Source organism: Acidaminococcus sp., from assembly GCF_057597765.1.
Window position 1 is genome coordinate 85,877 of record NZ_DBMBXK010000003.1, and the last position, 14,052, is coordinate 99,928.

The window sequence follows — 14,052 nt, forward strand, 5'->3', positions numbered from 1 at the left end:
AATATTAAGAAAGTTCTTTACAGTCCGTAAGAAATTGATTATACTATCCCCATGTTTCTTTTTATAGAACCGAAGGGGGAGCTTGTACAATGATCGAATACAATCCGATTACACCGGATGTGCTGGAAGCACTCCGTGAAATTTCTGGAAAACGGGTGATCACCGGCGAAGACATCAACCCGGACTACACCCATGATGATATGCCCATTTACGGCATCGGCATGCCGGAAGCCACCATCGATGTGGAAAGCACCGAAGAAATCGCCGCCATCATGAAGCTGTGCAACGAACATCACATCCCGGTCACCGTCCGGGGCGCCGGCACCGGCCTGGCAGGCGGAGCCACTCCGGTCCAGCGGGGCCTGGTGCTGTGCACCTCCCGGATGAACCAGATCCTGGGCTATGACGAAAAGAACATGAACGTGCGGGTACAGCCCGGGGTCCTGCTGGACACCCTGTCCAAGGACGCCCTGGCCCACGGGATGTTCTATCCCCCGGATCCGGGCGAAAAATTCGCCACCCTGGGAGGCAACGTGTCCACCAACGCCGGAGGCATGCGGGCCGTAAAATACGGCACCACCCGGGATTACGTCCAGGCCATGACCGTGGTCCTGCCCACCGGGAAAGTGATCCATCTGGGGGCTCCCGTCTCCAAGACCTCTTCCGGCTACAGCCTGCTGAACCTGATCATCGGCTCTGAAGGCACTCTGGGGATCATTACTGAACTGACCCTGAAACTGATCGCCCCGCCCAAATGCCATGTAACCCTGATCGTTCCCTTTGCGGAACTGGCTGACGGCATCGGTGCCGTGCCGGCCATCAAACATTCCGGCCTGGATCCCCAGACCCTGGAATTCTTCGAAAAGGAAATCCTGGAATCTTCCGAAGCCTACATGGGCAAAAGCGTCTTCCCGAAAGAAGTGGAAGGCCAGGAAGTGGGTGCCTATCTCCTGGTGACCCTGGATTCCAACGACCGGGACCTGCTGGACAAACAGGTGGAAGAAGCGGCAGAAATGCTCCTGGAAGCCGGCGCCCTGGACGTGCTGGTGGCGGATACCCCCATGTTCCTGGAAAAGACCTGGGCAGCCCGTTCCTCCTTCCTGGAAGGCATCGAAGAACAGTTCAAGCTGCTGGATGAATGTGACGTGGTGGTCCCTGTATCCAAGATCCCGGATTTTGTCCTGTACATCAAGGAAATCCAGGGAGACTTCCCCTTCGAAGTGAAGATGTTCGGCCATGCCGGGGACGGCAACCTGCACATCTACACCTGTGCCAACGACATGGATCTGATGGAATTCAAGAAATCCGTGGAACAGTTCATGCATCTGCTGTACGCCAAATGCACGGAACTGGGCGGCCAGATTTCCGGGGAACACGGCATCGGCTTCGGCAAGGTCCAGTTCCTGGCAGAAAACCTGGGCGACACCACCATTTCCCTGATGCAGGGCATCAAGGAAGTCTTCGACCCCAACCTGATCCTGAACCCCAACAAAGTCTGCTTCTGATACTGCAGATGAAAGGCAGCCGCAGCCCGGCTGCCTTCCTTCTTCCAGTGACTAGTGACAAGAGACCAGTGACCGGGGGTGTGAATTTTTTCACACCCCCTTTTTTGTGCATAAAATGGAGGCTGTTGCTTCTGCAACAGCCTCCAGAGGGATGGTTATGGGATTTCTCAGAAGAACTTCAGATCCACTTTGTCTTCTACCGCATCCAGGATACCGCCTTCCTGGACCAGGTTGGTGATCTTTTCCAGTTCTTTGAACATTTCGATGTCCTTGTCGTAGGCGATGAAGTCGTTGGTCTTCCGGACGGCATCATAGGCAGCCTGGGTACCGGCACCCAGTTTGAAGCCTTCCCCTTCCCGCAGGTCGATGGCCTGGCAGGCGGCCAGGATTTCCGTTGCCACCACCCGGCGTGCGTTGAAGGCGATTTCTCCGGCTTTCCGTGCGGCATGGGCACCCATGCTGACCAGGTCTTCCTGGTTTTCGCAGGAAGGAATGGAGTCCACAGAAGCAGGATGGGCCAGGACCTTGTTTTCGCTGACCAGAGCGGCTGCCGCATACTGGGTGATCATGAAGCCGGAGTTCAGGCCGGAATGTTTCACCAGGAAGGAGGGGAATCCGCTCAGGGAGTTGTTGATCAGCCGTTCCAGACGGCGTTCAGAAACGTTGGCGATTTCGGAGATCCCGATGCCCAGGAAGTCGAAGGGCAGAGCCATGGGTTCGCCGTGGAAGTTCCCGCCGGAGATCACATCTCCATCCGGCAGGACGATGGGGTTGTCGGTGGCCGCATTGATTTCAATGTCCACTTTGTCCTTCACAAAGCCCAGAGCATCTTTGCTGGCCCCGTGGATCTGGGGTACGCAGCGCAGGCAGTAAGCATCCTGTACCTTCAGCTGGCCCTGATGGGTCACATAGGTACTGCCGGCCAGCAGGTTCCGCATGTTGTAGGCGGTATCCAGCTGCCCTCTGTGGGGGCGGATCACATGGAGCCGTTCGTCATAGGCATCGATGATGCCCCGCTGGGCTTCTACGGACAGGGCGGCGGCAATGTCGCTCTGTTTCAGCAGGGACATGCCTTCCCACAGGGCAAACACGCCCATGGCGGTCAGGATCGGAGTGCCGTTGATGAGGGCCAGCCCTTCCTTGGCTTCCAGATGGATAATGGGAATGCCGGCTCTTTCCATGGCTTCCTTGCCGGGCATTACCGTGCCCTGGTATTCCGCATCACCCAGCCCCAGCATGGGCAGAACCATGTGGGCCAGAGGCGCCAAGTCACCGGAAGCCCCCAGGGAACCTTTTTCCGGAATGTAAGGATGGACACCTTTATTGATCATATCCACCAGGGTCTGCAGGGTGGACAGCCGGATGCCGGAATAGCCTTTCACCAGGGCGTTGGCCCGGATGGTCATGGCAGCCCGGGTCACTTCCCGGCTGAGAGGTTTCCCATAGCCGCAGGAATGGGTACGGATCAGGTTTTCCTGGAGCTGGGCACAGTCATCTTTGGAGATGTGGACCCGGCACAGGGAGCCGAACCCGGTGGTAACCCCGTAAACCACACGGTCACTGTTGACGATATCATCGATAAGAGCCCGGGAAGCCTTGATCCGGTCCACAGCATCAGGATCGAAGCTCAGCTTGGCATTGTACCGGCTGACGGCGATCAGCTGTTCCAGGGTCAGGTCATTCCCGTTCAGTACGACTTCTTTAATGGCTTTTACATCTTTCAGCATGTGATTTTCCTCCTTACAAGTGAATTCCATAGAAAGGGGCTGCCTGGCAGCCCCTGATTGTTATCCAGTCAGCCCAGGATCATGGCGCCGATCAGGCCGCCGATGAACAGGGTCACATCGAAGAAAATGAAGGTGGGTACGCAGGTATCCCAGATATGGTTGTGCTGTCCGTCCGCGTTAAGCCCCGAGGTGGGTCCCAAAGTGGAGTCGGAAGCAGGAGAACCGGCATCCCCCAGTGCTGCGGCGATCCCGATCAGCAGGATGATGGCGGGAATGCCAAAGCCCAGTTTCAGGCCCATGGGGATGTAGATGGAAGCCACCACAGGGATGGTCCCGAAGGAAGTGCCGATGCCCATGGTGATCAGCAGGCCCACGGCCAGCATCAGGAAGGCGCCGCTGAATTTGGTGTTGATTACAGCCGTGGTGGCCATAACCAGGGATTCCACAGAATGGGTTTCCCGGAGCACGTTGGCATAACCGGCAGCCACCAGCATAACGAAGGCGATGAAGCCCATCATCTTGACGCCGCCATCCACCATTTCATCCATCTTGTTCCATTTGATGGAACCAGTAACCAGCATCACCAGCAGGCCGCACATGGCGCCGATGGGCAGGGATTTGAAGTACAGCTGGGCCACAAAGGCGGCTACGGCACCGGCCAGGGCTTTCCAGCAGTCCGCGTTCATTTCCGTTTCCCCGGCTTTTTCATCCTGGCCCATAATGGGCAGGTCCTTGTATTCCCGGTCACGGCTGTAGAAAATGGTGGAAAGGATCAGGCCCACCAACATAGAGGCACCGCCGATCCACATAACGGAAGAAATGTCACTGATGGAAACCATTACGTTGTTGGCCACCATCTGATCCTTGATGATGGTCATGAACAGCAGCCCGAACCCTACAGGAAGGGATACGTACGGGGCTTTCAGTCCGAAGGTCAGTGCGCAGGCAACCGCTCTCCGGTCCAGTTTCATATGGTTCATTACCACCAGCAGAGGGGGAATCAGGATAGGGATGAATGCAATATGTACCGGGATCAGATTCTGGGAGAAGCAGGCCACGAAAGCGATCAGGAATACAAAGGCTGTTTTTTTCGTCCCTACCACCTTGGTGATTTTCCGTGCTGCAATGTCTGCCAGGCCGGACCGTCCGATGGCCACTGCCAGGGTCCCCAGCAGGATGTAGCTGAGAGCGGTTTCCGAGTTGCCGCCCATCCCGCCGATCAGGATGCTCACCGTTTTGTCAATGGCCAGGCCGCCGGTGGCTCCGGCTACAATGGCTGCCACCAGGATGGCGAACAGGACGTTCATCTTGAGCAGGCACAAGACGGACATGACAATTACGGAGACGACGATGGGGTTGGTTAAGATTTCCATACATTGATCACTCCTTTTCTATTCACTTTTCCGTTTGCGGGGATTCCTGCGCAATCCCCTTTGTCTTACGGATTTATTGTACTGTAAAAAAGTCAGAAGAATGTCAAATATTTTTCACTCGGGACACGATTTTGAATTTTCTTTTTATTGTATACAGTATACTTTGTCGTTTTTTATTCCAGTATTTCGCTAAAGCAGAAGACGTTTTATGGACAAAAAGAAGGTGCTGCAGGCAACGTGCAGCACCTTCTTTTTAGACCTTCTTTTTACACCAGCTTCTTCCCCATTCCTTCTTCCGCCCAACGAAGGATGCTTCCGTCGTGGATCTTTTCCTTCAGGAACTCGATATGGGGATACAGGTACATGTCCTCTTTCATTTCCGGCACTGTTTGGGCGATTTCCGCCAGCACCTGCCGGCTGGCGCTGCTCCGCCGGAGGCTTCCGTCCACAAAGGGCTGGGCCTCGTAGACGGACAGCAGCTCAATGGCCAGGATGTATTCCAGTTTCTCCGCCACTTTCAGGGATTTCAGGGACGCATTGTATCCCATGGCCACATAATCTTCCTGGTTCCCGCAGGTAGGCGTGTTGTCAATCACCGCAGGAGTACACAGAATCCGCATCTGGTTCAGCAGCCCCGCCTGGGTGTACTGGGGAATCATCACCCCAGAATTGAGCCCCGGATTCTGGATCAGGAACCAGGGGTACCCGGACAGATTTCCGTCAATGAGCCGGTTGTTCCGCCGTTCGGACATTTTGGCCATCATGGTGGCCGCCATACAGGACGAATCCATGGCGATCCCCACATAGGCGGAATCCGCATTGCAGGCGGAGATTACGTCCTCGTTCCCGGGCTCCGGCCACAGGATGGGATTGTCGCAGCAGGCATTCATTTCGATTTCCAGGGTTCTCCTGGCATCTTCCAGGGTTTTCCGGGCCGCCCCGTGGAGCTGGGGGATGCACCGGAGAGATAAAGCGTCCTGGACCCGTTTTCCCCGGGCGGCGGCGATCACCTGGGAATCTGCCAGCAGGTTCCGGACGTTTTCCGCCGCTTTGGCCTGGTCCGGATGGGGCCGGACGGCCATGACCCGGGGATCGAAGGCATTCATCACTCCCTGGAGAATCTCCAGGCTCATGGCCCCCACCACATCGGCGGTCCGGGCCGCCTGGAGCAGGTCATAAAGACCGATGGCTCCCAGGGCCGTGGGGGAAGTGGTCCCGGACACCAGGGCCAGCCCTTCCTTGGAAGCCAGGGTAAGGGGCTCCAGTCCCGCCTGTGCCAGGGCGTCCCGGCCTTCCAACAGTTTCCCCTGATACCAGGCTTTTCCCCGTCCGGTGATCACCAGGGCCATGTGGGCCTCCGGGCTCAGGTATCCTACACTGCCGTCCCCGGGAGCCCAGGGCGTGAGTCCCCGGTTCAGGAACTGCCGGATCTGTTCCAGCACTTCCAGACGGACCCCGCTGTATCCCTGGCCCAGATTCTGGAGCATCATCAAAAGGGTTCCCCGGACCGCTTCTTCCGGCAGAGGTTTCCCTACGGACACGGAATGGGACAGGATGATGTTCTCCTGGAGCCGGGCAGTTTCTTCCCTGCTGATGGCTTTGGTGCACAGGGCCCCGAAACCGGTGGTGACCCCGTACATGACTTTTTCTTCTTCCACCCATTTTTCCACCAGGCCCCGGGACCGGTTTACCCGTTCACAATACCCGGGAGAAAATTCCACCGGTGCATGGAACCGGGCCACGGCCATGAAATCTTCCAGATTGATTTTCGGTCCAAGGATAATTGTCTCAGCCATGGTGTCACTTCCCTTCCGGTGTCTCGATCAGGTCTTCACTGTCCACAATGTCCTTTTTGGTTTCTTTTTCCATAAAGAACACCTTCACTGCAGCTGCCACCTGAAGGATGAAAATGGCCAGCACCACAAAGCCGCCGCAGGCCGCCAGGAATTTCACCCCGTCGACTCCCTGTTCCCCGCCGCCGAAGGCCACCATGATGGCGGCAATGGCACCGATGGAGACCCCCCAGACCACTTTCTGCCAGAGAGCCGGTTCTTCATCATGACTGGCTCCTTTGGTGCACAGAGCTGCAATGGTGGTGGACATGGTGTCCGCAGTGGTGGAGAAAGCGGCGATCAGGGTAATGATGATCACCGGGATCAGCACGCCCCCAAAAGGAATGGCCTGGAGGAAGGTCCAGATCCCGGATACCGCGCCCCCGACCTTGATGGCCTGGACAATATCCACCCGGCCGTCCATCTGCCACTGGAGGGCTGTGCCGCCCCAGACGGAGAACCACACCAGACCGAACACTGCCGGCAGGATCCAGTTGATCAGCAGGAACTGTTTGATGGTGCGCCCGTAAGCGATCATGGCAAAGAAAATCCCCATGAGGGGTGCATAGGCGATCCAGATGGCCCAGTCATACATGGTCCACCAGGTGACCAGAGCTTTCCCTTCCGCCAGGTAGGGATCCAGGGCCCAGGTCCAGAACCGGTCCAGCCAGTAGCCCATCCCCACATTGGTGATGTTCAGGATGTACACGGTGGGCCCGATGATGATTAAAAGGATCAGCAGGGCATAGAAGATCTTGGTGGTCAGGTTGGCCAGCCATTTGATCCCTTTGTCGATGCCCATGACGGAGGCAACTGTAAAGGTGGCGGTGATGACGGCCGTCAGGATGAACCAGACCACCGGCCCCTGTTTGATTCCGTAGGCAGCCGTAAGCCCGGTGCCCACCAGAGCCAGCCCGGCACCCAGGGAAGCCGCCAGCCCCAGGGCGATGGCCAGCACCGACAGAGTGTCAATGGCTGCCCGCCAGAAGCCTTTGGTCACCCGTTCCCCGAAGAGAGGAGTCAGGGACGCGGCTACGGACAGTTCCTTCTTCCGGTTGTAATACATGTAGGCAATGATCACACCGCTTAGGGCATACATGGCATAAGGAATAAAAGTCCAGTTGTAGAAACACCGTGCCATGGCGAAGAAAGAGGCTTCCGGCGTAAAGGGAGCAATGCCCGTTTCCTTCAGTTCCCCGTAGATGCTGCCGTAATAGATCAACGGTTCATTGACCCCGTAGGTGATCAGCCCGGTGGCAATGCCTCCGGTCAGGGTCATGGCAAACCAGGCACCGAAGGAGAATTTGGCTTTGGCGTTGGGTCCGCCGAACCGGATCTTCCCCAGAGGAGAAAAGGCCAGCAGGGTGATCAGGATCAGGGTGCCCAGGGCCACCCACTGATACAGCCAGCCAAAGGTTTCCAGGGACCAGCCGAATATGGCCTGGGTCACCTTTGTCAGCCAGGCGTTGTTCACCACCCCCAGGATGGCGGCTCCGCCGATGATCAGGAAACAGGGGACGAAGACATCCCAGCGGATGCCCTTTTTGTCGGTTGTCTGCGCATTCATTGCAATCCCTCCCAGATTCTGCAGTTGTGGCTGCGTTTGTTGATTTCTGTCTTTTTATTATGCAAATTGGATACCAGTTCCTCTGTTTTCCGGAAAAATCTCCTATGTATACTGCATACTTTTTCTTCTCACCCTGTTTTATTTCATTTACAACAAATTTCTGCCTTTCTGAAGCAGATTTCTCTTGCCTTTGCCCTGGGAAACAGGCATAATGAAAAGAGAAATGCAAAATCATTCTGCATCTGCAAAATTTTTCTGCGCATAAAAGGAGGGCATGATGACATCTTATATCCATTTTCTGGAAAAAGCCCTGGACCTTTTGGATGAAGCAGTCTACATTTATTCTCCTCTGGGGAAAGCCATTTTCATGAACCGGAAGGCCCGGCAGATGATGGGTGTGCCGGAAAACAGTCCGTATCGGGGAGAAGCTCTGCTGTCCGTGGTCAATGTGACTTCAGAAGAAAGCACCACCCTGTCCTGCATCCGGGAACAGAAAGAGATCCGGAACCGGCTCTGCCGGTACAAAACCATGGACGGAAAGGAACACTACACTTTCAACACCGCCCATCCGGTCTTTGAGAACAGGACTTTGACGGCGGCCATCGACTTTGAAGAAGACGTGTTTCTCTTGGACAAACGGCGGCAGCTGCTGGAACAGCTCCAGAACCGGGCCCAGAACCTGGCCCTGGCTCAGGGACAGGAAAAGAAAAAGCGCAGCTATGACCTGGAGGATTTCATTGGAGAAGCTCCATCCGTGCAGGAACTGAAAAAGACGGTCCGAAAGGTGGCTCCCCAGGACAGCAACATCATGATCTACGGAGAGACGGGCACCGGCAAGGAAATCCTGGCTCAAAGCATCCACCAGCTGAGCCGCCGGAAAGACAAGCCCCTGGTGGTGCTCAACTGCGCCGCCGTTCCCGAAAGCCTCATTGAAAGCATCCTGTTCGGTACCGTAGCCGGGGCCTATACCGGTTCCACCAACCGGAAAGGTCTGCTGGAAACCGCCCATGAAGGGACCCTGTTCCTGGACGAACTGAATTCCATGAGTCCGGCCATGCAGGCCAAGCTTCTCCGGGTACTCCAGGAAGGTGTTTTCCGCCGGGTGGGAGAGACCCGGGAACGGGAAGTGGATGTGCGGGTGATCTCCACCTGCAACAAGGACCCCTTCCAGCTGGTCCGGGCCGGCCGGCTTCGGGAAGACCTGTTTTACCGGCTGGCCACCATGGTGCTCCAGATTCCCCCGCTCCGGGATCGGATCGATGATCTGGAAGCCCTGTGCCATTTCTACCTCCGCCGCTGCGCCAGCCGCTATGCCTATCCCCTTACCCATATTGCCCCCAAAGCCCTGTGGCAGCTGCAGCAGTACAGCTGGCCGGGAAATGTCCGGGAGCTGTTCCATGTACTGGACTATGCCATGAACCTGGCGGAAGGCAACGAGCTCACCGATGACCTGCTTCCGGACTTTATCCGTGCCCCCTGGACGGCCCCCTCCCTCAGGGAGACCAGCCGGAAGAGATCCGCCCTGCCCCGGTCCGGGCGCCAGGACCCGCCTCCGGATATGCCGGGCCGTACCCTGGCGGAAAAAATGGCCAGCTACGAAATGTACCTATTGGAGGAAACCCTCCACCGGAACCAAGGGAACATTACCCGCAGCGCCAAAGAGCTGGGTATCCAGCGTCAAAATCTCCAGTACCGGATTAGGAAATACGGGATCGAGGTGTAAAAAAGGGGGGTGTTGCACGTTTCGTGCAATACCCCCTTAGCTGTAGAGCCGCATAGCGGCTCAAGTCTGGAGTCGGAAGTCTGGAGCCGAAGGTTAAATTTGCAGGCAAATTTTTTGAATGTGTAGAACCTTTGGACGAAATGATTTCTCAGATTCATTGCGATTCTGGTTCTACAGAATCAAAAGGATCCGTCCAGCCAGACGGATCCTGTCCTGAGGCTTCCGACTTCAGACTCCCGACTTCCGACTAAGGGGCTGTTGCTCTTGCAACAGCCCCTTTTCTTACAGCTTCACCTTGCCCAGCAGTGCCTGTTCTCTGGCATCCACATCGGCTTCGATTTCAGCCATTCTCTTTTTCAGATCTTCCACGAACAGAGCATCCTTGATGCTGCCCAGGTTGATCTTTACGTTCAGGAAGGCTCCCCGTACGGCAGCCCGTGCATTCATGGCCGCCACTGCCCCATCGGTGATGGCGTTCTGGTTGCCTTTGGTAATCACGGTTTCCGCCAGAGCAAACAGCTCGTTGGCTTTCTGGCCCACCTTGAAGGGCACCAGGGCTGCGCCCTTGGTGGCTTCCTGGATGGCCGCGCTCCGGGCTTTCTTGGCTTCGTCCGTATCCTTCGGCAGCTTGAAGGCTGCCATGATTTTATTGAAAGCGTTGCTGTCCTCATCAATGAGGGCCAGGAAATCATCTTTCAGGGCCGTGGCTTTGGCCGCCACATCCTTCATGTCCCCTTCCACAGCCGCATACTTTTCCTTGCCCAGGGTCAGGTTGGCCACCATCGCGATCAGGGCGGCGGAAGAAGAAGCGTTCAGGGCTGCAATGCTGCCCCCTCCGGGAGCCGGAGAAGACGAGGCCGTTTCATTGATGAATCCTTCCACTGTCAGTTTGCGTAATTCCATAGGATCCTTTCCTCCCTGCTCAGAACAGGCCGTAGATCTTGCCGTTGTTGTCGATGTCCATCTTCAGGGCCGCCGGTTTCTTGGGCAGGCCGGGCATTACCATGATGTTGCTGGTCTGGCAGACAATGAACCCTGCCCCGTTGGATACCCGCACATCCTGGACATTGATCTTGAACCCTTTGGGAGCGCCCAGGAGAGCCGGATTGTCACTGAGGGAATACTGGGTCTTGGCCACGCACACCGGCAGTTTGTCCAGTCCCCAGTCTTCCAGCTGTTTGATCTGTTTCTTGGCATTGGGGGTAAAGGTCACTCCGTCACCGCCATAGATCTTGGTCACAATGGCCTTCAGCTTGTTGGGGATGGTATCGTTCACATCGTACAGTTCCACTTTTTCCGGAGCCTGTTCTTCCAGCATGGCCACCAGTTTGTTGGCCATGTCGATGCCGCCTTCGCCGCCTTTTTCCCAGCATTCGTTCAGGCTGACTTCCACTCCGTAGCTGGCGCATTTCTGGAGCAGCATGTCGATTTCCGCCGGAGTATCCGTGGCGAACTTGTTGATGGCCACCAGGACCGGCAGCCCGAAGGTCCGCATGTTTTCCACCTGTTTGGCCAGGTTGGAGAACCCGTCGCTGACAGCCTGGACATTTTCCTGGCTCAGATCAGCCTTGGCGACGCCCCCGTGCATCTTCAGGGCACGGATGGTGGCAACCAGCACCACTGCATCCGGATAGATGTTGCCGTAATGGCATTTGATGTCCATGAATTTTTCAGCACCCAGGTCAGCACCGAAGCCGGCTTCCGTAATGGCAATGTCGCCCAGTTTCAGGGCCATCTTGGTGGCCAGGAGGGAGTTGCACCCGTGGGCGATGTTGGCAAAAGGCCCCCCGTGGATAATGGCCGGAGTGTGTTCCAGGGTCTGGACCAGGTTCGGTTTGATGGCATCCTTCATGAGCATGGCCATGGCCCCTTCGCAGCCCAGCTGGTGTACATGGACCGGATTCCCGTCCAGGTCGCAGCCGATGACGATCCGGCCGAACCGGGCTTTCAGGTCTTCCAGGTCTTTGGCCAGGCACAGGATGGCCATGATTTCAGAAGCCACGGTAATGGTGAAGGCATCCTGACGGGGGAACCCGCAGACTTTGCCCCCCAGGCCCACCACCACGTTCCGCAGGGCACGGTCGTTCATGTCCATGACCCGGCGCCAGGTGATCTGACGGGCATCCAGCCGCAGTTCGTTGCCGTGATGGATGTGGTTGTCGATCATAGCGGACAGCAGGTTGTTGGCTGCAGTAATGGCATGCATGTCTCCGGTGAAATGGAGGTTGATGTCATCCATGGGAACCACCTGGGCATAACCGCCGCCGGCAGCCCCGCCCTTGATCCCGAACACAGGTCCCAGGGACGGTTCACGAAGGGCCACCACAGCCTTTTTGCCCACCCGGTTCAGAGCCTGGGCCAGGCCGATGCTGGTGGTGGATTTTCCTTCCCCGGCAGGGGTAGGGGTAATGGCAGTGACCAGCACCAGTTTCCCGTTGGGTTTGTTTTCCAGACGTTTCAGCACATCCAGAGAAATTTTTCCTTTGTAATGACCGTACTGTTCCAGTTCTTCCGGCAGGATCCCCACTTTGTCAGCAATCTTGCTGATGGGTTCCATCACATTCTTTTGCGCAATCTCGATATCGCTCAGCATCGAATTTCCTCCTTGTGGACCGACTTGTTACTCTTCCAGTTCCAGCAGCCGTTTTTCCAGGATTTCGTCCAGGTTGAAGTTTTCAATCTGCAGATAATATTCTGCAGCCATCAGCAGGGCCTTCATGGGAACGGTCCCGATGACTTCGCTGCCCACCACATTGACGCCGTACCGGCGGGCTTCCATCTTGATCATTTCAAAAGCCTGGTACACAGCGGATTTTTCGTAGTTCACCAAGTTCATGGAAACCTGTACCTGGTTCCGTTCTTCCAGTTTCACGCCCATGGCCTTTACATAGTGGAGACCGCCGCCGATGTTCCGGACTTTCCGGGCAATGGCATCGGCTACCGCTTTGTCGCTGCAGTCCAGGTTCACGTTGAAGGCCACCAGAGGCACCCGGGCGCCTACAGCGGAACAGCCGGATTTTTCGTTCATGACGGCAGGGCCGTAATCCGGTTTCCATTCCGGATCCTTGATCTTTTCAAAGAAGCCTTCGTACTGGCCTTTCCGTACTGCAGCCAGGTTCCGGCGGGCTTCCTTGGTGCAGGCATCTTCATACAGATACACAGGGATGCCCATTTCCCCATAAGCCTTGCCCACAGCATTGGCAATGGCCACGCATTCGTCCATGGTCACGCCCATCACCGGAGTGAAGGGAACCACGTCCACGGCACCGAACCGGGGATGAGCCCCATGGTGGGTCCGCATATCGATCAGCTGGATGGCAACTTTGGCCATGTTGATGGCTGCTTCCGTAACCGCTTCAGGAGAACCGATGATGGTGACGACAGAACGGTTGTGGTCAGCATCGCTGGAGTAATCCAGGATCTTCAGCCCTTTGATCTTGCGGGCTTCGTCAACGATCTTTTCAACCTTTTCCTTATCCCGGCCTTCACTGAAATTCGGAACAAATTCAACCAATTTTTTCGCCATAATGGCACCTCCATCAGACAGTTATAGTTTGGTAACAGCTGAAAGGCATCTTTATGCCCCTGTTTGCTATTATAGTATGAATTCTTCGCCTAAAAAACGTCTGAAATCAATTTTTTCCGATATTTTTATTTTTTGACACTTTCTGGACGTTCTTTCCCTAGGATGAAACTGGAAAAGACTCTTGCAATGAGGTGATACTATGGACATTCTGAAACTGTCCCGGGCTCAGGCCGCAACCACCCGCTGGTCCGGAGGCACCACCACGGAATTTTACATCGACCCTCCCGGCAGCGCCTATGCCCGGAGAGATTTCGCCGTCCGGATCAGTTCCGCCACGGTGGATCTGGAAGCGTCGGATTTTACCCTGCTGCCCGATTACAACCGGATCATCCTGCCCCTGAAGGGTGGTTTTACCCTTACCTTCCCGGAAGACGGAAACCGGCAGGTGACCCTGGGGCCCCTGGAACAGGCTTCTTTTGACGGAGCCTGGCATACCCACTCCGTAGGGAAAGCGGTGGATTTCAACGTGATGGCCCGGAAAGGGCTCTCAGCCAGCTGCGAAAAGATCGCCGGGAGCCGTCCGCTCCCCCCTGCTCCCCGGCGTTTCGTCTACGTTCCCTTCTGGACGGAAGCCCAGCTGAAAGGCGCCACTCTGGACGGGAAGCCCCTGGAACCGGACACCCTGTATGTCCTGCCCCCGGAAGGGACCTGTGAGCTGGTCCTGCCGGAAGGGGTGGCCGTGTTGTATATTGTGGTGAAGTAAAAAGAGGTGCTGCCTGTGCAAAAACGCATACAGGCA

10 protein-coding genes are annotated in these 14,052 nt (G+C 56.2%); 3 read left to right on the forward strand and 7 right to left on the reverse strand.

Translation table 11 applies throughout. The annotated features are described in order from the left end of the window. Positions 1-89 precede the first annotated feature (89 nt). Positions 90-1,505: an FAD-binding oxidoreductase gene (locus ACZOF8_RS02675; RefSeq protein ID WP_022486786.1), complete on the forward strand. Its 1,416-nt coding sequence runs from the start codon at positions 90-92 to the stop codon at positions 1,503-1,505. Between the two features lie 167 nt (positions 1,506-1,672). Here the strand turns inward: ACZOF8_RS02675 and hutH are convergent, their stop codons facing one another. The 4 genes from hutH to ACZOF8_RS02695 form a co-directional block, all read right to left on the reverse strand. Then, positions 1,673-3,232, reverse strand: coding sequence for a histidine ammonia-lyase (hutH, locus tag ACZOF8_RS02680; protein WP_154487613.1), 1,560 nt, complete (start codon positions 3,230-3,232; stop codon positions 1,673-1,675). A 68-nt stretch (positions 3,233-3,300) separates the two neighbouring features. Further along, the gene (locus ACZOF8_RS02685) at positions 3,301-4,605 is read right to left on the reverse strand and encodes a Na+/H+ antiporter family protein (protein ID WP_288310782.1); all 1,305 of its coding nucleotides are present in this window, start codon (positions 4,603-4,605) and stop codon (positions 3,301-3,303) included. Positions 4,606-4,871: 266 nt separating this feature from the next. Continuing rightward, a complete protein-coding gene (locus ACZOF8_RS02690; protein WP_487426527.1) occupies positions 4,872-6,401 on the reverse strand; it encodes an HAL/PAL/TAL family ammonia-lyase in 1,530 nt (509 codons plus the stop codon). A 4-nt stretch (positions 6,402-6,405) separates the two neighbouring features. Continuing rightward, positions 6,406-8,004: a BCCT family transporter gene (locus ACZOF8_RS02695; RefSeq protein WP_487426528.1), complete on the reverse strand. Its 1,599-nt coding sequence runs from the start codon at positions 8,002-8,004 to the stop codon at positions 6,406-6,408. Positions 8,005-8,278: 274 nt separating this feature from the next. Between ACZOF8_RS02695 and ACZOF8_RS02700 the strand changes: the two genes are divergently transcribed. Continuing rightward, positions 8,279-9,727, forward strand: coding sequence for a sigma-54 interaction domain-containing protein (locus tag ACZOF8_RS02700; protein WP_487426529.1), 1,449 nt, complete (start codon positions 8,279-8,281; stop codon positions 9,725-9,727). Positions 9,728-10,009: 282 nt separating this feature from the next. Here the strand turns inward: ACZOF8_RS02700 and ACZOF8_RS02705 are convergent, their stop codons facing one another. From ACZOF8_RS02705 to ftcD, 3 genes are read right to left on the reverse strand one after another with little or no spacing between them, the layout of a single operon-like run. After that, a complete protein-coding gene (locus ACZOF8_RS02705; RefSeq protein ID WP_022486779.1) occupies positions 10,010-10,630 on the reverse strand; it encodes a cyclodeaminase/cyclohydrolase family protein in 621 nt (206 codons plus the stop codon). A 19-nt stretch (positions 10,631-10,649) separates the two neighbouring features. Continuing rightward, on the reverse strand, positions 10,650-12,320 hold the full coding sequence (locus ACZOF8_RS02710) for a formate--tetrahydrofolate ligase (protein WP_106787907.1): 1,671 nt from the start codon (positions 12,318-12,320) through the stop codon (positions 10,650-10,652). A gap of 27 nt (positions 12,321-12,347) precedes the next feature. Beyond that, positions 12,348-13,253 carry a glutamate formimidoyltransferase gene (gene ftcD / locus ACZOF8_RS02715; RefSeq protein WP_022486777.1) on the reverse strand — a complete coding sequence of 302 codons (906 nt, stop codon included), beginning with the start codon at positions 13,251-13,253 and terminating at the stop codon, positions 12,348-12,350. Positions 13,254-13,452: 199 nt separating this feature from the next. Here ftcD and ACZOF8_RS02720 point away from each other — a divergent pair, with 199 nt between their 5' ends. Further along, positions 13,453-14,016, forward strand: a complete 564-nt coding sequence (locus ACZOF8_RS02720) for a HutD/Ves family protein (protein WP_487426530.1) — start codon at positions 13,453-13,455, stop codon at positions 14,014-14,016. Positions 14,017-14,052 lie beyond the last annotated feature (36 nt).